The sequence below is a fragment of the Shewanella canadensis genome (assembly GCF_003966225.1).
Lineage (GTDB): Bacteria > Pseudomonadota > Gammaproteobacteria > Enterobacterales > Shewanellaceae > Shewanella > Shewanella canadensis.
This window is the reverse complement of the sequence record NZ_RXNU01000012.1, coordinates 88,278-115,011: the sequence shown is the minus strand read 5'-3', so window position 1 is coordinate 115,011 and position 26,734 is coordinate 88,278. Positions and strand designations below refer to the sequence as shown.

Genomic DNA, 26,734 nt, shown 5'->3' with positions numbered 1-26,734 from the left:
TTGATATGACACTTAGATGACAAGGAGCAATTTATGAGAATGATTTATCTATTGGGGCAATCATCGAGCTGGTTAAAACAAAAAAGCAGGCCTATTGGCCTGCTTCTGAGCTAAGTAAGCTTGTTTAATTCACTTACTGAAATCTACCTTGTCGGTGTTGATATGGCTCTCGATAAGATTAGCTGTGAAATTAAGGGGGGAAACTGAATACTCTTCCATTACCCCGTTCACAGCAGATCATCGACCTTATCGGTATTGATATGGCTCTCGATAAGGTTAACGGGAATAAGAAAACTAAATGTACTTCCCTTCCCCAACTCACTCGTTATCATAAGCTCACTCTGATGGTTACTGAGCGCATGCTTAGTAATTGCAAGGCCCAGCCCTGTCCCACCCCGTTGCCGCGTGCGCGCACTGTCGACACGGTAAAAACGTTCGGTCAGACGACCTATGTGCTGCGGCGCAATACCATCTCCACTATCACTAACACTGAAAATGCCCCCTGTGGCCACCTTTTTCCAGCTGATATCGATTTTACCTCCAGGCTCTGTGTACCTGATGGCATTGGAGATAAGGTTAGAGCAGGCACTTCGTAATTCGAGTTCATTGCCATAGAGGTACAGGTCGGGTTCACAATAGAAACTCAACTCATATTCACCTTGGGATAGTGCATTCGCCTCCTCCTTTAATATCTCCATCATATGGGACATATTAACCGTAAGTGCCAGGTTTATTTCCGTCGAATCTTCAATTCTGGATAGAACCAGTAACTGCTCCACCATAGAGCGCATTCTATTCGTCTGCTGCTGCATCTGCTCCACGGCTTTAATGTTAGGAGAGCCTGGCTCAACCATTCCCTGCATCATCTCAAGGTAACCTTGTAAAACGGTGAGCGGGGTCTTGAGCTCATGGGAAACATTGGCGACAAAGTCTTTTCGCATCCCCTCGAGCTGTCTTACTCTGGTGATATCTCTGGCTATCAACAAAAACTGACCCGAACCATACCCCATAACCCTAATCTCTAGGATACGACCTTCTGCATGGGGGGAGGCGAGTTCCAATGGCTCTTGATATTCGGCTTTCTTCAGATAGTTAGCAAAGTCCGGGTGACGCAAAAGGTTATCGATACGTTGACCACTGTCTAACGGCCAGACAAAACCAAGCAGTAGCTGAGCGAGTTTATTACACCAGATAATATTGTATTCTGAGTCCAGAACCACCGCCGCATCGGGCAGTGCTTCAGCCCCTTGCCTGAATCGACCAAGCAGAGAGGCTAACTGAGAGACTCTTTTCCTATTCTTACCTTGAAGGCGGTAGATACCATTGAATACACCCTCCCAGCTGCCACTGCCATTGGGCGGGGTTAATCGCCTGTCACGCCATAGCCAAAAGTTGAGTCTGGATAATTGGCGATAATGCCAAAATAGAAGCGCTACTGCGCCGATGAGGAGAACCCAAACAACCTGCCCGACAATTAGACCCAGAATAAAACATAAAAACAGATAGGTTATTAACCGGGAAAGCAGTCGATAACCTGAATATGAATCAAACATATAAATTGCATGGCCATAAATAGAAGCTGGGCACAAGATAACTTAAATCATCCCGGGTGCCCAACTTAACTTAATTTAAAGTAATACCAATCGGTATAAAACTAGAGACGCGTGGAAAAGCGATAACCGGCACCACGAACAGTCTGGATCAGTCGGTCGTGCCCCGAAGGTTCGACAGCCTTTCTAAGCCGCCTGATATGTACATCTACCGTTCTGTCCTCTACATAGACATTGGTTCCCCAGACATTATCGAGTAACTGCTCTCGGCTATAAACACGTTCAGGATGAGTCATAAAGAAATGCAGCAGCCTAAACTCGGTTGGCCCCATCTCTAATACCTGATCTTCCACCATCACTCGATGACTGGTGGGATCCAGCATAAGCCCCTGAACATCGATTGCCTCCTCTAAACTTGTTGGAGAACTGCGACGCATCACCGCTTTTATTCTGGCCACCAGCTCTTTGGGAGAGAATGGTTTGGTTATATAATCATCGGCACCCACTTCGAGTCCCCTGACTTTATCCTCCTCCTCGCCCCTTGCCGTTAACATGATGATCGGGATCTGACGGGTAAACTCATCCTGACGCAGGCGCTTAGCCAACTGAATACCACTTCCCCCGGGGAACATCCAATCTAATAGAATCAGATCGGGATAAGGCTCTGACAGCATGTCTAGTGCTGAATCAAAATCTTCCGCAGCAGTCGTTGTAAAACCGTGCTGTTCCAGTACAAAGGTTAGCATCTCTCTGATGGCTAACTCATCTTCAACAATTAATATCCTAGCAGTCATATGCGATCTTCTATCCGATGAATGTTCACGCGTCTATTATTGGTCAGTAATATTACAAAATTATGATCAACAGGCGTTATATTGTCATAAAGCGGCGTAACTTGTCATAAAACCCTCACATTGTCGCACATGAAGAACTAAAATTTTCGCAGCAAAACAGTTCCGGCAATCGCATCGATTAATTAGCAGACAAAGACGCTAAAAGGAGGCCGAGGCCTCCTTTTATATTGAACAGTGCAGATGGAAATTATATCGCTGGGATTTGAAATTAGAACTTGTGTTCCAGACCCAGACCGAAGAATTTATCATCATTCTCATCGCCCTCAAAGGCACGGTTCGAGTAGAAGGCAAACAGCTTAGTCGGCTTACCTAACTTGTAATCACCGCCAACAGACCAGGAATCGCCTTTGTTTTCCATATCCTGATACTGAGCCTTCAAGACTACCGCCTCAATTTTATACGCCGCACTCAAGAGGTAACCAGTATCACTGTCATTAGATACGGCTTGACCGTCGTCGAAGGTCTTCTCCTGCTGCTGGTACATACCACCAATTTTCAGACCCGCAATTTTGCCCTGTACACTTGCACGAACAATTTCGTAGCCTTTGACATCTGAATCATAGGCAATCGATGCATAGACAGGAGACTTCTTTAACTTGGCATCACCATACATGGCCGCAACACTGAAACCATCCTGGCCTTGCTGGTCGCTATCGCCTTCGGCTGCGTACGTGACACCAAGCTTAAATCCACTGAAAGAGGGCGTGATATAAGTGGCTGTCTGAGCCAGGCGGTTCTCACCCTTAAATAGATTTTTCAAATCACCGGAAAGGTCGTTGAATTGATCTATCTTACCCTGTGATTGCTTTAGCATAGTGTCGTTGCGACCTACAGACACGGCACCAAAGCTACCTTTAAGACCCACGAATTGATTACGCGCCTTGAAGTTCTCTTTCGTATCATCACCGGTATCAACTTCATACTCGATAGTGTAGAAAGCTTCCAAAGAATTACTCAGTTCAAATGTCCCCTTTGCGCCGAAGCGAGAGGCATTACTCTGAATCGTTGTTGTAGCATCACCATCGACATCATTAGACTGAGCCGTTACGTTCAATTTACCGTATACAGTGAGCGGTTCTGCAGCCTGTGCAGAAGCCAGAGTTGCAGTAGCAAGAGTTGCAGTAGCAAGAGCAGATGCCAGTAAAGTTTTACAGAAAACGTTCATCATTAAATCCTTTCGACGTATCAGTTCGTCTTGGTTATTGGTTTGGACGGCCGAAAGTTTGCAATGTTTCTGTTTCAGTTTTATTTCAACTCCACTCAATTTTGTTAATAAATATCGAAAATCAAGCTGCGATACCTTTAAAAGCCTTGCCTACCAAGGGATACAGCAGCAACATCTCGAATATGACAGTTTCATGAATTATGCTCAGCATAGCCTTATTGATAATATTTTTGCGGTTTACCCGAGCTGGACAATGGCTTACACTGCGCCTTTATTTTTGATTGAGCGCTTATTATGTGGTTTAAAAATCTGACTGTTTACCGTTTTAATAAACCTTTCTCTGTTGATACAGAAGCTCTTGAAAAGTCATTGGAAGACTTCACATTCTCTCCATGCTCAAGCCAAGACATCAGCAAATTCGGTTTCTCCAATGCACTTGGGAAACAAGGCCAAACACTGGTCCACAGTGCCAGTGAAAGGCACCTAATTTGTGCGACTAAGGAAGAGAAGATCCTTCCTTCACAGGTGATAAAAGAAGCACTCGAAGAAAAAGTCTTTCAAATTGAGACTGAGGAAGATCGCAAACTGGCTAAGAAAGAGAAAGATGCCATGAAAGAGGAGATCGTCATGACTCTACTTCCTCGTGCATTCACTCGACGCAGCCAGATCCGTGCACTGATCATTCCCGAAATTGAGATGATCCTCGTCGACAGCTCCAGTGCGGCTAAATCTGAAGAGTTACTGGCTCTGCTACGTAAAGCCCTAGGCTCTCTTCCTATCATCCCACTGAGTTTTAAGACCCCAATCGAGACTCAGTTGACCGAATGGTTAAAAGAAAACTCGACTCCGGCTCCTTTTATCATGCAGGATGAAGCCGAACTCAAAACAGACTCAGATGAAGGCGGTATCGTTCGCTTTAAGCAGCAAGATCTCACCGAAGCTGAAGTACTCGCTCACCTTGAAGTGGGTAAGCAAGTCCATAAATTGGCCCTGTATTTCGGTCAATCTATCGCATTCCTGCTGCAATCTGACGCCGGGATTAAACGTTTGAAGTTCTCTGAAGAGTTCAGAGCGGGTAACGATGAGGTCGGCACAGAAGATCCTATGGCACGCTTAGATGCAGACTTTGCCTTAATGGGTAGTGAGCTTATCGCCTTGATGAACTCGTTAGTCGAAGTACTTGGCGGCGTAGAAGACAGTATTTAATACTTTACCGCTCTAAAAAAGGCGCCTGAGGCGCCTTTTTTATTAACTCAATTAACTCAATTAACTCAAGACCTTATCACTCCCTTTCTATCGAAAGGCCAATCTATACCTAACCAAGCCTCAAAGAAGGCCTTCTGACTACGGCTTGGCTTTTTCACACTAGTAAGCATTAACTGCCCACTTTGCTGCTCGCCTAAGGTTAAGAGCACAGATTTAAGCCGGTCATCACTAAACAGGGTTATTTCAATTTGGCCGCCGACTTTAAAGTCTTTAATGCGCGCATCGAAACCTTTCGCCGTGACCTTAAGGCCGTTGACGGCAACAATCTCATCGCCAACCACAATCCCGGCATTCCATGCAGGGCTCCCCCTCAACACTTGAGTCAAAATAAGCGAAGAGTCTGGTTTCATCCCTGTATATGCGACGCTTTTCGAGTCTTTTGAGTAATCCATCTTTAACCCGGCTTTTTTCAGCAAGGGAGGAAAATCGATACTCAGTGGCGAATTGATATGTGCTTGCCACCAGGCATCATAGTCTTCGCCGGTCAACTTCATTAATATCTGCAGCACATCTGATACATCGAAGCCTGCCGGCACTCTGTGCTCACGATAGAGTGCTTTATGCAGATCTCTGTAGGAGTGCTTCAGGCCTGACTCATCTATGAGAGAAAAATCGAGGGCCAATGAGGCGAGAAAACCTTCGGAGTAGATATTAGCACTGTGGTTAATGGCATAATCCCCATCGCCACTGGCCCACTGACTGACGCTCGCCTCGGCAACAGACTGGACCTCTCGACCCGGCGTTAACTCATTTCTGGCAATACGTTTGGCCAAGTCTTCAAAAAACTCCTTCACCGTGATCACCCCGGCGCGAAGGAGTAGCTGACTCTGAAAATAGCTGGTAGAGCCTTCGGATAACCATAAGAGCTCAGACATATTCTCTTTTTGGTAATCGTAAGGCACCAATCCATCTGGGCGATATGCCTTTACGTTCCAGGTATGAACAAACTCATGGGAAGCTGTTTTAATAAAGCCTAAATAATCTTTTCGTTCTCGAAAGCTGAATCTGGGACGTTGAATAATCGTCGAGTTTAGGTGTTCGGTAGCCCCACTGACACCGCTGGTGGCGTGGACCATATAGAGATAACGCTCGAAAGGATATCCCTCCCAAATTGCGTTAGCTTGACCACTAAGCTTGGTCAAATCAGCCACTATCTTATCAAGGTCGTAGTTCCCCTCTCCCCAGACAACGAGTTCGTAATCACGCCCATCGGCGGTGAACTCCCTATGATGGTTTATCCCAGTCTCTATTGGAGAGTCGACTAATACATCGTAGCTGCTGCCAACAAACGAATGTGCTCGCTCACCCTTGGCCATCCCCGAATAACTTCGCCAACGGTCAGGCACCTGCATCGACACCGTTACCGCTTCATCTCTAAACTCGGGGCTGTAAACAAACACGCCGCTGGCATCCAAAAATGCGTGAGTCGCATCGATGTGTGCAACTCTTTCTCCCAGCTGATTAGCATGTAGCTGATATGACACTGAAACCGCTGTTGGTTGAGTTAACTCAACTTGCCACTCTCCAGTCGCCATACGAACAACGGGTAGTCGCTCACCCGCTTCATCCTTGGCTGAAAAGGATCTGATCCCATCGGCCAGAGGCAATACTTGATACTTGCCTGTACGCCAAACAGGTAAGTTGACGGTAAAATGACTCGAACTCGTTTTGGGGAAATTAACCTCCACGCTCGCACTGTGGTGCAGGGGCTGGGTTAGATCGATTTGGTAACTCACTTCGGCTTGAGAGGCCACAGAAAATAATCCGCTAAAAGTTAAAATCAATGGGACAACAGGTTTCACTCTTGCTTCCTTCTGTTATTATTGTTTTTTATTTTAAGAATATTCGACTTGCGAGTATAACATTCGAATTTCTGTTATCAGGCAGTTCGACACAAGTTGCAACAAAACAATATTAGCCATTAAATACCCAAGCTACTTCAAAATGTTGAATCCTTCATTTCGAGGTCGTTTTGGTATATGTAGCTATAACACCCCAAGTCCCTATTAAGAGGGCGAGGTATCGATATTCTATGCGCACCATTCTTATTGCAATCACTCTCTTTTTATTCAGTACTTTAGCCTACGCTCAAGATCATAAAGCCATTGAAATAAAGTTCAGAGAGGCGCCGACCCAGCTCTTTGAAGAGGTGCTCGCATCAGTATCTTTACCTATCCTGGCCAAGACCAGTGCCGAATTTAGCAAAATTTCGAGTGAGCAAGGCTATACCGTTGAAGAGTTAAAACAGAAGATGCAGTTACTGGCGCGCCTGTATCTGGACACCAGCATCAAAGAAAAGCATAAATACACAAAAGCAGAATCCCTGATCAAACTACTCGAAGTCATAGGCACTACAACCTATGACGAAGCTTACCTTCAGATGTTAACGGGGCGCTACATAGCCAGAAGCACTCGCGATTACAAAAAAGCAATACCACATTACGAGCAATCAATTAACACCATATTACCCGAACAAGAGATCGAGTCTCAGCTGCTGAAACTACTCGCCTATGACAATCTGGGAAATATAAACAGAATCATACGACAGGATAAACCAGCACTGGTTTATCTGACCAAATATCGGGAGATGGCCTATCAACTCAGGGACGATTATTTTATTGCCCAAGCCGAAGCATCTCTTGGAAGCTATTACAATAAACTTAACCAGCTTACCGAAGCAGTACAGCATTACAGCGAGGCCTTGAGGCTCTCGAATAGGCAAGATAGGCCTTTTTTAAAAGCCGATCTTCAACTTCAACTCGCCCGGGTTTATCGTGAATTAGAATTTTGGGATGATGCCCTTCAATATGCTCATGAAGCCGCACAGGCTTTTGAGAAGCTAGAAAAAAACGGCTACCGCTCTAATTGTATGACGGTTATCGCCATGATACATGCGAACCAAGGGCACTGGAATCAAGCCATTGACTATTACCTGAATGCTCAGCAACTCGACTTAAAAAACCAAAATGTTACGGCTCAAGCGTTAAACTTTCATAATCTGGGTGAAGCCTACTTTAACAGTGGTAATAGCGTCACTGCGTTGGATTTCTTACTTAAATCGAACGCGCTTTTCGTTGAAAGGAAAAGTAAACACTATCAAGTCTATAGTGATCTGTTAATCGCTCAAGTTACTGTGGCAGATAAAAAGTGGGAGCTGGCAAGTAAGCACGCGACATCTGCACTGTCCATAGCCGAAGCCCTCTCTCTCAGACAGGAACAGATTGAAGCGCTCGAGTATTCCGTTAAGGCCTTAAGGGAGCTGAAGCAGTATGACGAGGCATTTAACCTCACAGATAAACTGATAGCCCTGAGTCAAATGGAACAGGAAAAGGTGGCAACCAAGCAAAGTTATACACCTTCGATCCTTGCCGAGCAGAAATTAAAGCTTAAGCTAAATCAAATCAAGAGAGAACAAAGTGAACTCAATAAGCAGTTGGAACGCTCACGAATAATCCTTATCACTGTGATGATTGCTGCGATATTAATCTCCCTGTTCTCTTTTAATCAATGGCGAATGAGGGAAATATTATCAACTGACCTGGCACTTGCTAATGAAACCAATAGACAGGAGCCTGTCAGCGCACTCCCAGGCTACAGAGGCTTCATCGAGGAGCTTGATGCTCATCGAACAGATAAGCCTAAAGCCATCGCATTGATATCCTTGACAAGCCAGATGAATAACGACATACATCAAGGGCTTGAGGATAATTCAAATATCAATAAGATTCAGATGGAAGCCATATCCAGCTGTTTTTCAGGTAAGGTTTTTCTGGTAAGACCCGGATTGTTTGTCATATCGGTCAGAGAGCCTATTCAAGCGGGACTACTACTTGAAAAATGCAGGGTAGCAATCGACAACGTTTATGGCAGCACCAGCATTCATATGGGCTACCTTCCGATGCCTTTGTTGACAGACCCTCAAATAAAACTCACTCCAGAGGTTCACTTTAGCGCCGCACAGATGACGTTAGCGGCAGCGTTCAGCTTAGGGACAGATAAAGACTATTTTGTTACTCTAAAGGCTCTTAATTTTGCCCCATCGGCCATCTTCTCAACCCCTTTATATCTGCACCTGGAAAAAGGCATTGTTAGAGGGCTGCTCAAAGTCGAGACCAATGGCGATAAAAAGCAGATCTTGTGGCCAAAATGGGAAAGTGATCTGAAATTTCAGCATTCTGAAATAAATTGATTAAAATGGTTAGTATATCTCTCGATTTCACAAATGAGATTTGCACTCCAAAGGGATTGCTATACCATGAATGTTACTTATTTGAGTTAAAATCCAAGTATCGCTCACTTTTTGTCTGGACCAAGTAGGACGTGATTATCAATGAAGGATTCGATGGCGAGCACATCTCAACTTAGCTTATTAAAGCAAAAGCTCCATTCTGCAAAGGTTGCTCTCGATGACATGACAGAAGAGAACAATGAAAAGTTGCACACACTTCTGCAATTTATCGGTCACTTGAGCCTTGCCTGTAAAGGACAAAGCCTTGAGTTAGATAATAAACTGGCCAAATTGAGACACCAGCTCTGCAATGCTGACAATATCGAAGAATCCCTCCCTGAGCTTGTTGAAGTAGAGCAACTACTTAAGCAACAGTACAACCATGTCATGGTACAACTCGAAGATAGCCGTGCTAGCCTGTCTCGCGTCATCAGACAGATCCAAAGGGTTGAGTCGGTACCGGATAAAGTAAAGAAAGAGATCAACTACTATAAGAAAGATCTCGCCAAGCCTTTTCATACATTTTGGGACTATATCCCGAAAGTAGAACAACTGGTTGGCTTTTATGAAAGCATATTACAAGAGCAGCTAGCTCAAGGTGATAAGCTCGTTGTTCTGCCTAAGCATAGACAGCTGGCCCATGAGCTGGCACATATGATCTCCGAGGTAGAATTTAGAAAAGATCAGCGTGATCAAGTACTCGTTATCAAAGAAACCCTCTCTAATGAGATCGAAGTCGATAGCTTAATCGACTCTTATCAAGTCATTCTGTCTCTACTCCTTGATAATATTGCACGTGAAAAATCGGCTTCTCAAGAGTTTTTATTCGCCCTCAATGATGCCTTGTCTGCGGTCAGGGAAGTCGTCACCGACTCATACAACAATACCCAACGCAGTTTTCAGTTAAAGAAACAGCTAAACCGTGAGATAAACTCAAGAGTTGATGATGTCGGTGAAGCCATTATTGATATCGATGACATTCATAGTCTTAAATCTCAGGTCACGGAGCAGCTAGCCTCTATTCGCACCGCCTTGGGGCGCAAGGAAGCACTGGAAGAACGCGAACAGACACTGCTTCGAAAGTCGATGGAGACGATGCGTAAAGAGCTTAATGACCTAAGTAAAGAAGCCAATACCTACAAGGAGCGTCTGTTCGAGCAACAGAAGCTCAACCTGCTCGATTCATTAACTCAGCTACCTAACCGTGCGGCACTCGAAGAGAGAATGGATCAAGAGTTTCGTAATTTTCAGCGCCAAAAACTCCCTCTGTGGGTTGCTGTCGCCGACATCGATCACTTCAAAACCATCAATGACAGCTTTGGTCACAGTACCGGTGATAAAACCCTGCAAGTCATTGCAATGGCACTAAAAAACTCACTCAGAGATACAGAGTTTGTAGCACGTTACGGTGGTGAAGAGTTCGTACTTATCATCCCGGATGTCAATGCCGAAGATATTGATCACCTTTTAAACCGAGTAAGGGAAAAAGTAAAAAGTATTCCTTTTAAGTTTAAAAATCAGAGAATTACAGTTACAGTATCTATAGGTGCTGCACAAATTTTAGAAAATGAGCTTATCAATGAAACGTTTGAAAGAGCCGATGCAGCACTCTACCGAGCTAAACATGAAAGCAGAGACAGAGTTATCATCGACGTGTAAGCCAATTTTATCTAACACGCTTTCTATATAGAAAATCAGGCTTGTCACCTCTCGTTAAAGGTGCCCTTACAACACATCCTTGAACTCCGGTCACTGCCAAGGAGTTGCTATGATAGTAAAAGTAAGCCCAAGAGGAAGCATGGATCAGCTTTCTCAACTCGAAGTCGATCGTGTCAAACAAAGTGCCAAAAGCGAGCTCTACCAACTTTTTCGCAACTGTTCCCTCGCAGTACTCGCCTCGGGTATTCAGGGCGATAATGCCGAAGACCTCTTCAAACAGTTCAGTAGCTTTAATATTAATGTCTTACGCCGTGAACGCGGCATTAAAATCGAACTGGTAAATCCGCCGGAAGAAGCCTTCGTCGATGGCAAGATCATAGCAGGCATTCAGGAGCACCTTTTTGCCGTACTGAGAGACATTGTCTATCTCAGTGATAAGTATGAAAACCTCAGACACATTAATTTAACGAACTCCAGCCACGTCACTAATGTTGTCTTCGACATATTACGTAATGGACAGGTTATCCCCTTCGAAGATCCAAACGTTGTGGTCTGTTGGGGTGGACACAGCATCAATGCCAACGAATTTCAATACACCCGAGAAGTAGGGTATGAGCTTGGTCTGAGAGAGATGAATATATGCACGGGTTGCGGACCCGGAGCCATGGAAGGGCCTATGAAAGGCGCGACCATTGGTCATGCGAAGCAACGCATCAGCCAGGCACGCTATATCGGACTCACGGAGCCAAGCATTATTGCGGCTGAGCCGCCAAATCAGATCGTCAATGAGCTTGTCATACTGCCCGATATTGAGAAACGTTTAGAAGCCTTCGTCAGGCTCGGACATGGCATAGTGATCTTTCCCGGTGGCGCCGGGACGGCCGAAGAGCTGTTGTATCTGTTAGGCATACTGCTTAACAAAGAAAATGAGGAGATGCCTTTCCCGTTAGTATTAACAGGGCCTAAAGAGAGTGCCGAATACTTCATGAGAATCGATGAGTTTATTGCCGCAACGTTAGGTGATGAGGCCCAGAGCAAATATGAGATCGTCATCGATGACCCGGTTCGGGTAGCAAGGCTCATGAGCCATGGCATGGATGTGATAAAAGATCATCGTAAAGTCTCCGGAGACTCCTATCAATACAACTGGTCGCTCAAGATTGAGCCGGAATTTCAACTCCCCTTTATCCCGACTCACGAGATGATGGGGAATCTGAACTTACACTATCAATCCAATAAGGCCGAACTGGCGGCGAATCTCCGCAGGGCCTTTTCCGGTATTGTCGCCGGTAATGTTAAAATGGAAACCATCAGGAGTGTGATGAAAGAGGGTCCCTTTGAAATAAAAGGCGATCCCAACCTGATGGCATTATTGGATAAGCTATTGAGTGAATTCGTTAAACAGCAAAGAATGAAGTTACCGGGAACCGAATACGTCCCCTGTTACAAAATCAATACTTAGCCTATATTAGGCTATCGGCAGTGAGCAGGCCGATGGCCTGATTGATAAAATGACAATAACCTATCTCAACAGCCACAGCATCTGATTTAACTCACTTGAAAAATAGGCACGATGAACACATTTTTAATAATTGATGGCATGAACCTGGTTCGCCGAATGCATGCGGCACAACCCAATGAAAACGACGTAAATGGACTCGATATTCGGGTAGGCTCGGCTTGCAAGAAGCTGGTTAAATACCACCAGCCAACCCATGTTGCAGTCGTATGGGATGGTGATGAACTGTCATGGCGAAAACACCTCTTTGAGGACTATAAGAAAGGCCGCAAGCCTATGCCGGAAGCCTTGTCAAACACCCTACCAGCCCTTAAGTCATACCTTGCAGCGCAAGGCTTTAACTCAATTGATGCGGCATCAGAAGCCGATGATGTTATCGCGACCTTAGCGAGTAAATTGGTCGCCAATGGTGGCAAGGCCATCATAGTATCCACCGATAAGGGATTTACTCAACTCAGTGATCCCTATATTCAAAGGTGGGATCATTTCAATCAGCATTACATAACGATTGAAGAGAGGGAGGAGAAGTTGGGTGTAGAGCACTCACAGTTTATCGACTATCTTGCCTTAGCCGGTGATAGCGGAAACAAGATACCCGGGGTGCCAGGAATTGGGCCCAAGTCAGCCATCGAGCTGTTAAGAACATTTCGTTCACTGGCCAATATCTATGCGTCGCTGGATAAAATTGGGGCCAAGCAAGCTAAGAAACTCGAAGCTGGCAAACAGATGGCAAGGTTGAGTTATAAATTAGTTCAACTGCAGACCGATATTCCGCTGAATATAAACCTGAGCCAGTTCAGGCTACCTAATCCGAATGCATAGCCTCCCCCCGACGAATGTAAACATTAAGTTACTTATTTGTAGTTCACCAACTACAGCTGAGAGGGTATCTTATTACATCTGACTGATTTATGATTTACTATGATTTATATTAGTAAGAGTTAGTGAGTGTTAGTCTGAAATCGAAATTGTTTGCGTTAATACCAAGGATCAGTCGTACCAATGAAATCTAAACTCCCCGTTATAGTCGGTTCTATTTTTGCTGCTTACCTCGCCTTTGTTGCCGTAGTGGTACTCGTCTATGAGCCCACTGTAGATGAGATGGACTGGGAAGACAGACAGGCTTACATCAATGCAAAATTGACAGAAATATCGATAGGCCAATCAATCACACAGATAAAATCGCTTATGGGGAAGGCGGATTTCTCCGAAGCAAAAATGGCTAACGAGTCGACATTACAGGTACTCTTCTATCGAACTCACCATACCAAGTCGGATGGTGAAACAACCAGAGATGAGTGCACGCCTCTACTGTTCAGAGATCAAAAACTGATCGCCTGGGGAGATGCTTCCTACCAAGAGTATCTGACCCCAAATAATACTAGTATCACTAACAGTAGCAATAACGACATCTGATAGCTTGATAGCCTTCGAATGAAGGCTGATTACATTTTCTGATTTAGCTTCTGGCTAAGTTGGTATTGGATAGTTTGTTTGAAGGTCGTACCTTCATTGTTATCTAACGCCTGCGGTGAGCTGAATGTGCAGATACTTCTGCGAGTCGCCGTGAACACTTCCATGTGGGCTCTACCAAAACGTCCATGTTTTGGAAGCTCGCAGACGCATCTACACTGGGTTGTTCACAAGAAGGTTTTCTCTCCGGTTTGGCTATGTTGCTAAAGCTTTTAAACTCACTTTTGCCCCAAAGTGAGTTGACTCGTGATTTCGTCAACTCTGGTTTCATAGCATTTTGACATGCAAAAGCTTGAGCCAAAGGTTGGATCATATGTTATTTCTGTTTTCGAAAATGACACAGGGTTATATACACAGCTAAATTTTACTCTGACCCGGTTAACTGTGACCCGGTTAACTGTCGCTGAGCGATCACCTGTTTATACCGATTGGTATGAGGCCACTTTCTTCAGGAAAAAGAAAGTGACCTTTTTTATAGATTAAATCTATTGGTATTCACCTGACTCTAATGATTGAACAGCTGATGGCTTTTAACAGCTGATGGCTCCAAACTACTGATCACTCTTCATTGCTGGCGATGAGATTATTAATTGCTTTTGATACCAGGTCTTTTTTCATCTTAGTGCGTGCAACAGGTTGGTTAAACCAGAAGCTCATCGGCTGATCAAAGCCAATACCGTGCATATAGTTGTAGATCGCCTTACGCAGCCCCTCGCCAAGCATTTCATGATCCGTACCGGTTGGATCGGTGAAGTCCACATCGTTTTCAGCGAATAAGATCTCAGGGCGCTCAGCAAGCGTGATACCAAATTTTTCAGGATTTATGCCAATAGGGCTGTGAATCGTGGCCACAAAACGGTGCCAGTAGGCGGATTGGAAACAACCTTGCTTCATCATCTGACGCACCATCTCCAGCGAATCAACGGTTTCTTGCTCGGTTTGTGTTGGAAAGCCATACATCAAATAGGCGTGAACCAATATACCTGCATCACTGAAGGATCTGGTTACTTGTGCGACCCGCTCAACACTCACGCCCTTTTTCATCAGTTTCAATAGACGATCTGATGCCACCTCAAGACCACCGCTAACAGCGATACAACCGGAGTCTGCCAGCAACTGGCAACGCGCTTGGCTAAATGTCCTCTCAAAACGGATATTGCCCCACCAGCTGATCACCACATTGCGTTCAATGAGCCGCTTTGCCATCGCAAACAAAAGCTTTGGCGGTAGGGCTTCATCTACGAAATGGAAACCTGTCTCTCCGGTTTCTTCGATTAGTTGCTCGATCCTATCCACCAGAACGTCGGCGCCAGCCGCATCAAAACGGTCGATATAGTCCAGACTGACATCGCAAAAACTGCATTTACGCCAGTAACAGCCATGAGCTATGGTCAGTTTATTCCAACGTCCATCGCTCCAAATGCGGTGCATCGGATTGAGCATTTCACACAAAGAGAGGTATTCCCCCAGTGGCAGGCCATCATATACCGGTGCACCGACATCAGTTTGTGGGATATCCTGGAGCTCTGTATTTTCATTGAAGTGTACGTAGGCCTCCCCATTCTCATCCTCTGCGAGGAGATAGGTTCGCATCAGTGAGTCTATCTCACGCTGTCCTTCAAAGTACTCCAGCAGCGTGATAAAAGGACGTTCGCCGTCGTCCAGACAGATAAAGTCGACAAACTCAAATACTCTAGGGTCCTTCAGCGCGCGCAGCTCGGTATTGATAAAACCACCACCCATTACGATGGGAATACCGGGATTGATGGCTTTACAGGTTTGCGCAATACGCAGGGCGCCTAGCATATTGCCGGGGAAAGGCACGGTTAACGCGACTACGCTAGGCTGAGTTTCTTCCAGATACTGCTCGACCAATTGTTCCAAAATTTCCGAGCTGAAACTAGGTTCGCCCATCAAGGTATCGTAGAGGTTGTCAAAGCTTGGGTTGGCCGCCGCTAATTGCTCACCATAACGGCTCACTTCAAAGTAGGGATCAACCCCCTGAGTAATGACGGTTGAGAGATCATTAATAAACAGCGTCGCTAGATATTTAGCTTTATCTTGTACACCTAAATTGCCAAAGGCCGCTTGCAACACATCGCCGGATACCTCTTCCATCTGAGCTATCGCGTCAAACGCTGGGCCTTCGGGTAAAAAGCGGCGAGAGTTAATACGCAGTGCAAGGCTTGGGTCTTTGCCCTGCAAAAAGCGAATAGCACTCTCAACTGTCTGGTGGTAACGGTCAAATTCAGCCAGAAAATTAAAGATAACATCTGGTAGCTCATCATCTTCAAGGTGCTCGAAGTTTTCTTCCACATGCTGACGAATGATCTCCAGCGCAGGCGCTGTCATCATCTCTAGGAAAAGCTCAATAGCAGGATCTCGCTGAACCGCCTCATAGCCTCGAGAGCGTAAAAAACCCGTTAAATAGGCTGTTGCCGGATAAGGCGTATTCAGCTGGGTCATAGGAGGAGTCATTAGAAGAACGGTCATAGCCTGCCTTTAAATAGTAAAACTTGAATGCTCAGTGCGAAACAGTCAGTACGAACAGAGTGTGGCAGCAAATACAGTTGCCATAAAATAGGAGTGGATTCTAACAAATGAACGATACCCATTCTACTTCAAAGTGCAGGTTTCAGAGCTTCCTCAGCGAATCCAATTCAAGGCGCATTGTTGAAATCATGTTTGTCAATAAAACTAAGTTCGAAGAGGGAAACACTAAGGTGTAGATGCGGCAGGGGGGCGTTGGCGGCATGGCGAGGTTTCACATAGTGAAACTCTCCGAGCGAGAGATAGGGATATCGAACTGGCATTTAAACATGGAGGTTGTTTGTCACGGCCGAAGCTATAGGGACCTTTCCGTCAATAGAGATGGCGCTGTGTCAGAGCCCTTTGTCACAGTACTCGGGGTTTATCTTTGATGTCAGTCGATGATCCTGCCACTGCCCGGCAATCTTCAGATAGGATTTCGCCACTCCCTCCTCTTCAAACCCCAGTGATGAGAGTAACTGGCCGCTTCGTGTGTTAATCGGAATATAGTTAGCCATAATGCGATGCAGGTTAAGCTCGGTGAAGATGTAGTCAACCCCAGCCGTTAAGATCTCTTTCATTAAGCCTTTGCCTTGATGATCCCCGGCGATGGAGTAGCCTAAGTTGCAGGCTTGAAAAGATCCTTTGATAACATTAGTAAAATTACAGACACCAATGATCTCACTGCGGTTCTCGTCGCTACCGGAACAGGCTTGCTCATCTAATGCAAATGCAACGAAGTGCACCGCTCCGCCAACCGCAAACAGCTCATTACTCTCAAGTAGCCTCCGCTTTACCTTCGTGGGATTGAAATAATCAGGCTCCCTTTCTGGTTCCCATGGGGCTAAATGGGCGCTGTTTTTCTGGTAATAATCGATTAATAGTTGATATTCATAATACTGCAAAATAGTCAGCATGGTTCGCTTTGTCTTAATTCTTGGAATCGTAAACATAGATTAAAACCACCTGCGAACCTGTTGCTGGTAACGAATATACTCATCACCGAATTTACGGGTTAAATAGGTCTCTTCCGGCCTGATGGCCACATAATAGATACCGATACACGATGGGATCACGCTGGTGATCAACCAAACATGACTGAAATAGAGACCGAGACCAACGGGGATGGTACACAAGGCCAGATAGATGGGGTTTCTTGAATATTTATAAAGCCCGGTCTTAATAATCGATGAAGTTGGCTGCCAAGGCTCTATAGCGGTCTTTACACGCTTAAACTGGAGCAGCAAGGAGAGCAGTAAAATAAGGCCCGCCATAACCAAGCCCAGTCCAATATAGGTTATCACTGGCGCAAAGGTTATCCCGATGGGAAATAACAGTTCATTTGCATGAGCCAATAACATAAACAGGATAAAAATAACCGGCGGGGGAATTTTAACTCCGGCCCCTTTCAGATCCTTCTCCATAAATCTCTCCATATGCTTCTCCATGACTTAAGTTTGATAGGCGATGAGCCGGCGTTGCCCGATAGCAAACGCGCCTTTGATCCTCTTTATCATCATCAGGGTTCCGATGACAGTTAAAGGTTACGCTTCATCGTAGGTATTACCCGATAGCAAATGCGCCCTTTATGCCCTCTATGGCCATCTGGGTTCCTATGACGGCCAAGATCAGTCCCATCATCCGGGTAATGGCGCCAAGCGCCGCACTCCCCAGGTAATTGACCAGCTTACCGCCAAAAATAAAGAACAGATACGTCACTATGCATAGGGCGCCGAAGGTGCCTATGGTGATCAGCATCTCGGCTACGCCCCCTACAGCAGAGAAACTCATCGCCGTCGCTATGGTGCCGGGACCGGCGAGTATGGGCAGCGCCAGCGGGGAAACCGCAATACTCAATGCTGCCTCCCTCTGCGTATCGCCGCTCTTAGCTTTACTCTCCTCAACCTGAGCACTATCAGGATGATGCACACTGGAATTATTGCCCTGTAGCATATGAAAGCCAATTAAAAAAACCAGAAATCCCCCTGTGATACGAAAGGCAGACAGGGATATACCAAACAGGGTGAAGATAAACTGCCCCAGCAGAGCAAAAACAGTGATGATAATAAATGCCAGCAGGAGTGCTCTGAAGGCGATCGCTTTCGTCGTCTGTTCATCCTCCTCAGAGGTTAACCCCAGAAATATCGGTACATTGGCAATGGGGTTCATTATGGCAAAGAACCCCATAAAAACGGTCCCAAGATGCAACCAGAGTCCATCCATGTTTTACCTCTTCCGTTTAAAAGTGATCCCAAAGGTCCCAATATTTACCATAAAACAATCCTTGTCCATAAAAAAACCGAGTAATAAACTCGGTTTTTATTTTATTATCTTGGCAAAAAATCTCAGCCTAATTAGTCGGCCTTCTTATATTCGGTGTACGCCTCACCCTGAGTTAACCAGGCAGGTGCAGGTTTGCCTTTCAGATAGTGGTCGAAATACTCCATCATACGAATGCTGTAATCGAGCTTATTCGGATACTTCTTCAAGTGATGTGGTTCATCTTGATATTGCAAAAAGACCACATCTTTACCCGCACGGCGCATGGCGAGATAAAGCTCTATTCCCTGCTCCCAAGGCACCGCATCGTCTTTATCGCCAAACATGATCATCATAGGCGTCTTGATACGCTCAGCATAGAAAACAGGCGAATTTTCAATATACTTCTGCGGCGCTCGAAACAGACTCTCACCAATTCGGCTTTGTCCGGTTTCATACTGGAACTGACGAGCCAAACCACTACCATGACGGATCCCGCTATAGGCGCTGGTCATGTTAGAGACCGGAGCCCCGGTTACCGCAGCCTTAAAGATATGAGTCTGAGTGACGGCAAAGGCTGTTTGATAACCGCCCCAGGAGTGTCCCTGGATCCCGACAGCATCGGGATCTGCGATACCCATTTCGATCAACTTCTGCACACCAGACGTCAATGCCTGAACAGAAGTTGCACCAGGATAACCCACCTCGAAACGAATATCCGGCAGGAAGATGGCATAACCGTTATCGGCGTACCAGGCAAAGTTAGGTCTATGGTTGAGTTTCATCTGAGGAAAGGCATGCAAGCGGTCACTCATAAAACGGTAGAAATAGACCAGTACCGGATAGCGCTTGCCCTCTTCATAGTTTGTAGGCTTAATCAACACACCATCTAACGGCTGTCCATCGCCATTGGTCCAGTGAACCAGCTCAGACTGACTCCAATTAAATTTACGCTTCTGAGCATCCAAGTCGGTTTGACGGGTCGCAGCCTGTGGCGCTGAGTACTCAGCGGTATAGAGATCCGGAAACAGATCATAGCGCTCTTTCGAGAACACTAGGGTGTTGGAATCTTTGCTGCGTGCGAGAGGTTTTATCTTATAATCCCCCTCCATCAAGGTTGTCACACCGGAGACACCAATTTTTGCCTGATAATAACCGTCACCTTTGGTCTTCTCGTTATAACCATGAAGCAGCACCTGCTGATCGATAGCAAAGACATCGGGGGTATTCTCATCCTCGACGAGTCCGGTGACTCGATATTGGATCCCCTGCTTACGTCCTTTACCCGCCGTTAGCTTGAACGCCTCCAGAGATTCGGTATTCATCTGCCAGATATCATATTTATCATAAACCAATAGACCGGCATCGTTCTCAAGCCAGGGGCCGAAGCCATATCCCGGGGCATTAGAGGGATAATCATGGTCCTCATCGGCAAAAGAGACCTTCAAATCTTTGGTTAGATTATGTCTGCGATCTTGGGAGATCTGATAAAGATATACCTGCCCTTGTTGGTAGTAAGAGACAAATCGCTCCTTAGGAGAGAGGTTTGGCGCTTCATTTGTGGGCTGCTGAGTCAAAAATGGAATTTTGCGACCCGTATTAAGATCGACCAAATAATAGTCCCGATAAAAACCGGCCCAGGTGATCATCTTACGATAGGGAATATCTGAACTGGCGATAACAAATCGTGACTGCTCCTGCAGCTCAATGTCCGGCACCGCTTCATCGGCTAACTGCACAAGGTTATTTCCCTGCAGATGTAAAACGGCCAAATAGGTCCGTTCCTGCTCCTTCTTGTACTGTTTTACCTCATTGGGCTTAATACGTGCGTCATCACCGTGCCAGATACGCAGTTCACGCTGACCAGTGACTATCTTTTCGTTAAAGAGGTCGGCTTGATTCTCAATCTTTTTGATCTCAAGCTGTTGGCTCACATGGGGAACCCGTCCAAAAAAGAGTCGGTTACTGTCTTGTGAGAATCTCAATGTGGTATAACGATTAAGCTTCCACTCATCATTAACGGGTGCAGGTTTAACGACTCCCGTTGCTATCTCAAGCAGAGACAACTTATATTCACGCCCATAGGGTGCATTTGCTGCCACGCCATGGGTGAAGGCGATGTATCGGCCGTCTTCACTCAGCGATACCTCACCAACCTGTTGGTCATTATACTGACGTACAATCTCTTTTTCGTTACTATTAAGTTTAATTGATACCAGTTGATGCTTTTTCGATTTCACATCATTGCTTGCCAGCACCAGATGCTTGCCTACTTTATCAAAATAGAAGCGGGTAACATTTTTAACACCTTGCTTATAGCCATTCTTGAGCGAAATAAGCTGAAACTCGGTTCCCTTGTCGAACTTATCAACCTTTTCCTGCTTACTTTTCTGCTCTTTTTTCTTACTGTCGGCATTTTTATCGGTTTTTTTACTATCACCCTCATTCTCTTCGGCTTCAAACCAAACGGCCAAGTGTGTTCCGGTTTCATTAAACTCAAAAGTCTTAACTCTTTCAAAACGAGTCTCTTTTCCGGATGTAGTGTCGAGTAACACCATGCCGGATTTGAGCTTTTTCTTCTCTTTGGCTGATGCCATCTCAGAATCGAGTAACGAATTTTTAACAACAAAAGCAACAAAACGACCGTCTCGGCTCACTTTAGGCTTAGAGCCGCCATCTACAGTAAACTTTTTGGACGATGTCAGGCTTTTAACCAGTCCATGACTATCACCCCGATCGGGTGCCACCTCGACGGCCAACATAGTGCCCGAATCTGAAACCACAGGTTTCTTCAATGATTCAAAATGCATAATGTCATCAGGCACAATTGAATGAGAGCTGGAGGGGGATGAAGCGTAGGCTCCAGCGGTGAGTAGGCTCGCCGATGCAAGAATAAAAGATGCTATGGGTAGTGACTTCAAGGTCTTCCTCATTTTTCTTATTTTGTTAACGCCGCCCCGAGCCTTATTAGACTAAAGTCGACTTTTTTAACCTTTAACGATCAATCATCGTCATAAGCCTTGTTTATTGCAAGTTCCACTATATAAAAAAATGTGAGATTGCTCACTATTTTCTGTAAAAATTGTTTAAAAGTGTTTAAAATAAAGCTGTGAACAATAAAAACAAATTCCAAGTCATACTACCGTGTCTTTAGACATGGCCAGACATAGCAGTAACGACAAACCGTGGAAGGACTCTCCATGTCAAAAAGAACTATAACCGTGATCCCAGGTGATGGGATTGGACCAAGCATTATCGATGCAGCCATAAAAATTCTTGATAAAGCTGGTTGCGATTTTGAATATGAATTTGCCGATGCAGGTTTAGCCGCGCTTGAAAAGCAAGGTGAGCTAGTACCCCAGCGTACCCTCGATATGATCGAGAAGAACCGTATCACTCTGAAAGGTCCATTGACTACGCCAGTTGGTGAGGGCTTTACCTCTATCAACGTATCATTGCGTAAGAAGTTCAGCCTATACGCAAATGTTCGCCCGGTTCTCTCTTTCAAAGGAACTCAGGCACGATACGATAATATCGATATCATTACTGTCCGTGAAAACACCGAAGGTATGTATTCAGGCCTGGGCCAGACTGTCTCGGAAGATGGCGCAACGGCTGAAGCGACAAGTATTATTACTCGCCAGGGTGCCGAACAGATCACGACTTTCGCTTATGAACTCGCTCGTAAAGAGAATCGTAAGAAAGTCACTATCGTTCATAAAGCTAACATCATGAAGTCGACATCAGGACTCTTCCTGAAAGTCGCCCGTGAAGTCAGCCAACGTTACCCTGACATCATCACCGAAGAGATGATCGTCGATGCGACGTGTATGAAACTGGTTATGAATCCTGAAAATTTTGACGTTATGGTAACGACAAACCTTTTCGGTGACATTCTTTCCGATCTCTGTGCTGGTTTAGTCGGTGGCTTAGGTATGGCTCCTGGTGCCAACATAGGTAAAGATGCGGCAATTTTTGAAGCGGTTCACGGTAGTGCTCCAGATATTGCCGGCAAAAACCTAGCAAACCCAACATCGGTGATTCTAGCCTCGATCCAGATGCTTGAGTATCTGGGCATGGCAGATAAAGCTGAGAAGATCCGCGCTGCTGTTACCGCCGTGATTGCCGAAGGCGACCGTACTACACGCGACTTGGGTGGTACCCATGGTACGACCGATTTCACACAAGCTGTGATTGAACGATTATAAAAGCAGATTCTAGGTTCTAGGTTCTAACAGCCTATACGCAAAGCCTATTTCTGCCCATGACCTCCAAGGAAGGAGGGAATGTCTTGAAGATGTCGGGAACATCTTAGACCCTTGGGAAATAGGCATAAGCGTTCCATACGCAAAGCCTATTTCTATCCATCCTTGGGAAATAGGCATAAACGTTCCAGACGTAAAAGGCCCTATGTTTTCACATAGGGCCTTTTTTATTGAATCTATAAAAACTTAATTAGCTAACCTGAGTCGGATTTAAACTCAGGTAAACCGTCACCTCATCACGATCATGATAGAGGTGCTTACATTTTATCGAGAAATTCTTTATCTCGTTCTCTTTAAGCACAGTCGCCATGGTCTCCAATAAAGTCGTCACGTCTTGATAGCGACTCTTCATCGGTAATTTAAGGTTAAACATCGCCTCTTTAAACCAACCATTGATCGCCCACGCTTCAATCAGCTCGGCAACCCGAGCAGGCTTCTCGATCATGTCGCAGACCAACCAATAGATATTCTTACGTGGCGGCTCGAAACGAAAACCATCGGCCTGGTAATGCTTAACCTGCCCCGTCTCCATTAGGCCTTCATCCATCGCTCCATTATCGACTGCGGCGACAAACATACCACGACGAACAAGCTGATATGTCCAACCACCTGGGCAGGCACCAAGATCGACCGAATGCATGCCGCTGCTTAATCTCAGCTCTTTTTCCTCTTCTGGAATAAAGTGGATAAATGCTTCATCAAGTTTAAGTGTTGAACGGCTAGGCGCATCGCTGGCCATTTTCAGTCTTGGGATCCCCATTGGATAGGGAGAGCTATTATTGCTAAAAGAAAAACCAACATAAGCCGTTCCCGAAGCCACAAAACAGACATGAATAATTGGGCGACTGCGACTCTCTTTTTTAAGTAAGTTTCCAGAGTTCTTCAACTTCTGTCTTAATGGGACAGTAAATTTACGACAAAAAGTCGTTCGCTCTTTTGCTGCATTGGTATCCGGTGTCTCGACTCGTAGCTCGCCGGCATTTCTAACGTCGGATAACGCTTCCATGATTGGCGTGATCCGGTCATCTTCCGGCAGGTTTTTCAGCAATGCTTTGGCTGCAAACATCTGTCTGGCGAAGATCAGAGAATCCAATTTGATCTTTTGCGCTAAGACAGTCGCATCACCAGCCTGAAAGCACTGAAAAATCACATAAGCATCGTTTTTATTGGTTTTTACAAAACCACCGATATCAAGTTCAGCCGCGTGATGCTGTATCTCAGCGGCACACTCTTTCTCATAGCCTGCACGGCAAAACAAAAATAGGTTAATCATTGAAATTCCTGGAACCAGCCAATAAAAATGGCGACAATCGATATAATGGCCGCCATTCTACACTGTATATGCAGTTTTCTAAACAAGTCTGTTTCTATGGTTTAAACCACAGATAAGTTTAATCGTTTAACTCTACTACCCGGTTTCGCCACACAGCCAAGGCGATCAATAACCAACCGAGTAGGAAACAGCCTCCTCCCAGAGGGGTGATGGGGCCGGTCCATTTAACCCCTAACAAGGCATAGAGATAAAGAGACCCCGAAAATAGTCCTATCCCGGCAATAAACAGATAACCGGCCCAATCGATCAATCTGGAGCTTAGCCAATGACCGGAGAAGGCCACGGCTATCAGAGCAAAGGTATGATAAAACTGATACTCAACACCTAAGTTAAAGATGGCAATCATCTCCGGGGTCGTGACGTTTTTTAACCCATGTGCACCGAATGCACCTAAAGCAACCGCCATAAAACCACTCAGCGCCGCTAGCAATAGAAAACCTTTACGCATCTAACCCCCGAATAAAATCAGTACAATGTGTGATCGCAGTGGCTAGATTAGCTTCTTGCGTCGTACCTGACGACTTCCTTGGTGCAAAACTATGATCGCCATCCGTTAACCAATGCAGGCTCACCTTATTCATCACAGGCCAGGTATCGACTAACCCTCTGCCGCCAAATTTATCTCTCTCACCTTGAATGACACAAATAGGTGCCTGGCTGTTCTCTATGGGATCCAGCCTTGGCTCCCCTCCCTTCAATGGAATAAAGGGGTACCCGAGACAGATAACACCATCGACATCGGTATCCCCGGCAACAATGGCTGCCATGCGTCCGCCCATCGATTTTCCCATCAGAATAATTCGCTTGGGGGAGTACTCAGCTTTAATCGCCTCGATATGCAGATTGAAGTCTTTAATCAGTTTAGGTGCACGATCGGGTGGTCGACGTTTACCATCGATGGCATTGGCACGCATATAGGGAAAATTAAAACGTACCACCCCAAAGCCTGCATTCGATAACCCCTTTGTCATCTCAACCATAAAGTCAGATTGCATATTTGCCCCGGCTCCATGAGTAAATATGACGATAGTCCCATTCACGTCACCCTCGATTACACACTCACTCTGGAGCAATTCTTGCGCTTCCAGACACGCTTTAACCAGGAAGTAGCTCACTGCGAGACTCCTCTTCAAACATGTCTAGCATCCACTCTCTAAACGCCGCAACTTTGCCTATATCTGAATGATTTTGTTGACAAACCAAGTAGTAAGCGTTCTTACTCACCAATACTTCAGGGAAGGGGCAAACCAGTCTGCCCGCTTTAATATCGGGCCTGGCAAGTACGCTATAACCCAGCGCAACACCTTGTCCATGAGCCGCCGCTTGCAGAACTAATGAAGAATGACTAAATATGGGCCCCTGATTCACATTAATATCATTAATCCCACATTGCCTAAACCATGCCAGCCAATCATGGCGACTCATATCATGTAAAAGCGTATGATTTTTAAGGTCACTGGGTTTCTCCAGTGGCTTGGGACCATTGAGTAACATGGGCGAACAAACGGGAATTAACACCTCATTTTTTAACTTATCGGCTCTTAATCCGGCCCAACTCCCCTGTCCGTAATAGATGGCAACATCGACATCATCAGTCAAAGAGCTATCTTCATTATCGACGGCCTTAATTCGAACATCAATATCGGGGTTATTCTCACTGAATTTGGCCAACCGAGGCACTAACCATTGAATTGCAAAACTGGGTGAAGTGCTTACTGTCAGTGAACCTATGGCACTTCTGGCAAGAAGTCGGTCTGTTGCATCGGCCAACTGAACAAAGATGTCTTTGATATCTAAAAAGTACCCCTGCCCCTCTTCAGTTAATAGCAGAGAGCGGTTCTTTCGACGGAATAATTTCAGGCCTAAATACTCTTCTAAAGCCTTTATTTGATGACTCACTGCAGCCTGAGTTACGAAGAGCTCTTCGGCTGCCCGGGTAAAGCTTAGATGCCTCGCAGCTGCTTCGAATGCTTTCACTGCATTTAATGGCGGTAAACGTCTAGACATAGTGATCCGGATCCCATCTTTTGATTAGTTTTTCTAATCCGTATTGTTACATTTTATCGTTTGTTAAGGGAAGTGATTTTGATTAAATTATGCGCCAACGAAATGAATAAAGTTAGGCAGCCTCTACGACGAAATCGGGGAGTGTCTGACAACCCGAAATGTCCGCCCGGAGGCGACCCATATGCTAAACCTTAAAACTGTTTTTGTTCTCGCTCTTCTCTCTACTGCGACGACCGTTAGCGCCGATGAAGTGGTTATCGATACGGCTGACCTACACGCAACGATTAGTGCTCAGCTGGCTGAAGGCATGGAGATGATGCAAAACAACCTGACTGAAGACATGAATACTATTTTAATCGCAGAAGAGACTACAGATAAAACGACTGTGGTAGTTACTCGCGCAGAGTAAATCAACTCTCTTCGTTAAAAGCCGCGTCGCTACTCATACTAGCATCGCGGTTTTTTTGTGTCTGTAATAAAGGGGAAAGCGGTAAGTTTTAAGGTCATGACAGAGCACTGAGAGTTGCGAGCTACGAGTTAAGATATTCTTTATGTAGGAGCGGCTTTAGCCGCGAATGTTACTGCAGACATAAAAAAGCCGCAGCTATTACGATAGTTGCGGCTATT

Annotated in this window: 22 protein-coding genes; 8 read left to right on the top strand and 14 right to left on the bottom strand. The window is 45.5% G+C overall.

The features are described from left to right. Positions 1–227: 227 nt before the first annotated feature. From phoR to EKG38_RS18675, 3 genes are all read right to left on the bottom strand, one after another. Positions 228–1,553: a phosphate regulon sensor histidine kinase PhoR gene (gene phoR / locus EKG38_RS18685; RefSeq protein ID WP_126521884.1), complete on the bottom strand. Its 1,326-nt coding sequence runs from the start codon at positions 1,551–1,553 to the stop codon at positions 228–230. A 101-nt stretch (positions 1,554–1,654) separates the two neighbouring features. After that, positions 1,655–2,344, bottom strand: coding sequence for a phosphate regulon transcriptional regulator PhoB (gene phoB, locus EKG38_RS18680; protein ID WP_126521882.1), 690 nt, complete (start codon positions 2,342–2,344; stop codon positions 1,655–1,657). Positions 2,345–2,612: 268 nt separating this feature from the next. Continuing rightward, positions 2,613–3,572: a porin gene (locus tag EKG38_RS18675; protein ID WP_126521880.1), complete on the bottom strand. Its 960-nt coding sequence runs from the start codon at positions 3,570–3,572 to the stop codon at positions 2,613–2,615. 291 nt (positions 3,573–3,863) lie between these two features. Between EKG38_RS18675 and rdgC the strand changes: the two genes are divergently transcribed. Further along, the gene (rdgC, locus tag EKG38_RS18670) at positions 3,864–4,775 is read left to right on the top strand and encodes a recombination-associated protein RdgC (protein ID WP_126521878.1); all 912 of its coding nucleotides are present in this window, start codon (positions 3,864–3,866) and stop codon (positions 4,773–4,775) included. A 65-nt stretch (positions 4,776–4,840) separates the two neighbouring features. Here rdgC and EKG38_RS18665 read toward each other — a convergent pair whose 3' ends face one another. Continuing rightward, positions 4,841–6,637: a M61 family metallopeptidase gene (locus EKG38_RS18665; RefSeq protein WP_126521876.1), complete on the bottom strand. Its 1,797-nt coding sequence runs from the start codon at positions 6,635–6,637 to the stop codon at positions 4,841–4,843. Between the two features lie 230 nt (positions 6,638–6,867). On the opposite strand from EKG38_RS18665, the gene EKG38_RS18660 reads away from it, so the two are divergent. From EKG38_RS18660 to EKG38_RS18640, 5 genes are all read left to right on the top strand, one after another. After that, the gene (locus EKG38_RS18660) at positions 6,868–9,024 is read left to right on the top strand and encodes a tetratricopeptide repeat protein (RefSeq protein ID WP_126521874.1); all 2,157 of its coding nucleotides are present in this window, start codon (positions 6,868–6,870) and stop codon (positions 9,022–9,024) included. 141 nt (positions 9,025–9,165) lie between these two features. Continuing rightward, positions 9,166–10,722, top strand: a complete 1,557-nt coding sequence (locus tag EKG38_RS18655) for a GGDEF domain-containing protein (protein ID WP_126521872.1) — start codon at positions 9,166–9,168, stop codon at positions 10,720–10,722. 109 nt (positions 10,723–10,831) lie between these two features. Further along, positions 10,832–12,184: a nucleotide 5'-monophosphate nucleosidase PpnN gene (ppnN, locus tag EKG38_RS18650; RefSeq protein ID WP_126521870.1), complete on the top strand. Its 1,353-nt coding sequence runs from the start codon at positions 10,832–10,834 to the stop codon at positions 12,182–12,184. 111 nt (positions 12,185–12,295) lie between these two features. Beyond that, positions 12,296–13,063, top strand: coding sequence for a flap endonuclease Xni (gene xni / locus EKG38_RS18645; protein ID WP_126521868.1), 768 nt, complete (start codon positions 12,296–12,298; stop codon positions 13,061–13,063). 180 nt (positions 13,064–13,243) lie between these two features. Beyond that, the gene (locus EKG38_RS18640) at positions 13,244–13,657 is read left to right on the top strand and encodes a DUF3192 domain-containing protein (protein ID WP_126521867.1); all 414 of its coding nucleotides are present in this window, start codon (positions 13,244–13,246) and stop codon (positions 13,655–13,657) included. Between the two features lie 29 nt (positions 13,658–13,686). Here the strand turns inward: EKG38_RS18640 and EKG38_RS25375 are convergent, their stop codons facing one another. The 6 genes from EKG38_RS25375 to EKG38_RS18615 form a co-directional block, all read right to left on the bottom strand. Then, a complete protein-coding gene (locus EKG38_RS25375; RefSeq protein ID WP_281277007.1) occupies positions 13,687–13,821 on the bottom strand; it encodes a hypothetical protein in 135 nt (44 codons plus the stop codon). Between the two features lie 451 nt (positions 13,822–14,272). Continuing rightward, a complete protein-coding gene (locus tag EKG38_RS18635; protein WP_126521866.1) occupies positions 14,273–16,207 on the bottom strand; it encodes a radical SAM protein in 1,935 nt (644 codons plus the stop codon). A 389-nt stretch (positions 16,208–16,596) separates the two neighbouring features. Next, positions 16,597–17,196 (bottom strand): GNAT family N-acetyltransferase, encoded by a 600-nt coding sequence (locus EKG38_RS18630; RefSeq protein WP_126521864.1) that lies wholly within the window; start codon positions 17,194–17,196, stop codon positions 16,597–16,599. Between the two features lie 3 nt (positions 17,197–17,199). Next, complete coding sequence (locus EKG38_RS18625; RefSeq protein WP_126521863.1) at positions 17,200–17,679, bottom strand: methyltransferase family protein; 480 nt, start codon at positions 17,677–17,679, stop codon at positions 17,200–17,202. Positions 17,680–17,806: 127 nt separating this feature from the next. Next, positions 17,807–18,466, bottom strand: a complete 660-nt coding sequence (locus tag EKG38_RS18620; protein ID WP_126521861.1) for a MarC family protein — start codon at positions 18,464–18,466, stop codon at positions 17,807–17,809. 131 nt (positions 18,467–18,597) lie between these two features. After that, complete coding sequence (locus EKG38_RS18615) at positions 18,598–21,423, bottom strand: alpha/beta hydrolase family protein (RefSeq protein ID WP_185826903.1); 2,826 nt, start codon at positions 21,421–21,423, stop codon at positions 18,598–18,600. Between the two features lie 279 nt (positions 21,424–21,702). On the opposite strand from EKG38_RS18615, the gene EKG38_RS18610 reads away from it, so the two are divergent. Continuing rightward, complete coding sequence (locus EKG38_RS18610; protein WP_126521857.1) at positions 21,703–22,710, top strand: isocitrate dehydrogenase; 1,008 nt, start codon at positions 21,703–21,705, stop codon at positions 22,708–22,710. Positions 22,711–22,957: 247 nt separating this feature from the next. Here EKG38_RS18610 and rlmM read toward each other — a convergent pair whose 3' ends face one another. From rlmM to EKG38_RS18590, 4 genes are all read right to left on the bottom strand, one after another. Then, positions 22,958–24,040, bottom strand: a complete 1,083-nt coding sequence (gene rlmM / locus EKG38_RS18605; protein WP_126521855.1) for a 23S rRNA (cytidine(2498)-2'-O)-methyltransferase RlmM — start codon at positions 24,038–24,040, stop codon at positions 22,958–22,960. A gap of 118 nt (positions 24,041–24,158) precedes the next feature. Further along, the gene (locus tag EKG38_RS18600; protein WP_126521853.1) at positions 24,159–24,548 is read right to left on the bottom strand and encodes a DUF423 domain-containing protein; all 390 of its coding nucleotides are present in this window, start codon (positions 24,546–24,548) and stop codon (positions 24,159–24,161) included. Beyond that, the gene (locus tag EKG38_RS18595) at positions 24,541–25,215 is read right to left on the bottom strand and encodes an alpha/beta fold hydrolase (protein ID WP_126521851.1); all 675 of its coding nucleotides are present in this window, start codon (positions 25,213–25,215) and stop codon (positions 24,541–24,543) included. Before EKG38_RS18595 ends, EKG38_RS18600 begins: the two co-directional genes overlap by 8 nt. Beyond that, positions 25,196–26,107, bottom strand: coding sequence for a transcriptional regulator GcvA (locus EKG38_RS18590; protein WP_126521849.1), 912 nt, complete (start codon positions 26,105–26,107; stop codon positions 25,196–25,198). Before EKG38_RS18590 ends, EKG38_RS18595 begins: the two co-directional genes overlap by 20 nt. Positions 26,108–26,288: 181 nt before the next feature. On the opposite strand from EKG38_RS18590, the gene EKG38_RS18585 reads away from it, so the two are divergent. After that, the gene (locus EKG38_RS18585; RefSeq protein ID WP_126521847.1) at positions 26,289–26,516 is read left to right on the top strand and encodes a hypothetical protein; all 228 of its coding nucleotides are present in this window, start codon (positions 26,289–26,291) and stop codon (positions 26,514–26,516) included. Positions 26,517–26,734 lie beyond the last annotated feature (218 nt).

Bases quoted from the DNA above. Each gene is read 5' to 3' on its own strand.
- EKG38_RS18585 (WP_126521847.1), top strand. From the start codon at position 26,289: ATGCTAAACCTTAAAACTGTTTTTGTTCTCGCTCTTCTCTCTACTGCG.
- EKG38_RS18660 (WP_126521874.1), top strand. From the start codon at position 6,868: ATGCGCACCATTCTTATTGCAATCACTCTCTTTTTATTCAGTACTTTA.
- EKG38_RS18620 (WP_126521861.1), bottom strand. From the start codon at position 18,466: ATGGATGGACTCTGGTTGCATCTTGGGACCGTTTTTATGGGGTTCTTT.
- phoB (WP_126521882.1), bottom strand. From the start codon at position 2,344: ATGACTGCTAGGATATTAATTGTTGAAGATGAGTTAGCCATCAGAGAG.
- EKG38_RS18625 (WP_126521863.1), bottom strand. From the start codon at position 17,679: ATGGAGAGATTTATGGAGAAGGATCTGAAAGGGGCCGGAGTTAAAATT.
- ppnN (WP_126521870.1), top strand. From the start codon at position 10,832: ATGATAGTAAAAGTAAGCCCAAGAGGAAGCATGGATCAGCTTTCTCAA.
- EKG38_RS18635 (WP_126521866.1), bottom strand. From the start codon at position 16,207: ATGACCGTTCTTCTAATGACTCCTCCTATGACCCAGCTGAATACGCCT.
- EKG38_RS18590 (WP_126521849.1), bottom strand. From the start codon at position 26,107: ATGTCTAGACGTTTACCGCCATTAAATGCAGTGAAAGCATTCGAAGCA.
- rlmM (WP_126521855.1), bottom strand. From the start codon at position 24,040: ATGATTAACCTATTTTTGTTTTGCCGTGCAGGCTATGAGAAAGAGTGT.
- EKG38_RS18630 (WP_126521864.1), bottom strand. From the start codon at position 17,196: ATGTTTACGATTCCAAGAATTAAGACAAAGCGAACCATGCTGACTATT.
- EKG38_RS18675 (WP_126521880.1), bottom strand. From the start codon at position 3,572: ATGATGAACGTTTTCTGTAAAACTTTACTGGCATCTGCTCTTGCTACT.
- EKG38_RS18610 (WP_126521857.1), top strand. From the start codon at position 21,703: ATGTCAAAAAGAACTATAACCGTGATCCCAGGTGATGGGATTGGACCA.
- EKG38_RS25375 (WP_281277007.1), bottom strand. From the start codon at position 13,821: ATGGAAGTGTTCACGGCGACTCGCAGAAGTATCTGCACATTCAGCTCA.
- xni (WP_126521868.1), top strand. From the start codon at position 12,296: ATGAACACATTTTTAATAATTGATGGCATGAACCTGGTTCGCCGAATG.
- EKG38_RS18640 (WP_126521867.1), top strand. From the start codon at position 13,244: ATGAAATCTAAACTCCCCGTTATAGTCGGTTCTATTTTTGCTGCTTAC.
- EKG38_RS18600 (WP_126521853.1), bottom strand. From the start codon at position 24,548: ATGCGTAAAGGTTTTCTATTGCTAGCGGCGCTGAGTGGTTTTATGGCG.
- rdgC (WP_126521878.1), top strand. From the start codon at position 3,864: ATGTGGTTTAAAAATCTGACTGTTTACCGTTTTAATAAACCTTTCTCT.
- phoR (WP_126521884.1), bottom strand. From the start codon at position 1,553: ATGTTTGATTCATATTCAGGTTATCGACTGCTTTCCCGGTTAATAACC.
- EKG38_RS18655 (WP_126521872.1), top strand. From the start codon at position 9,166: ATGAAGGATTCGATGGCGAGCACATCTCAACTTAGCTTATTAAAGCAA.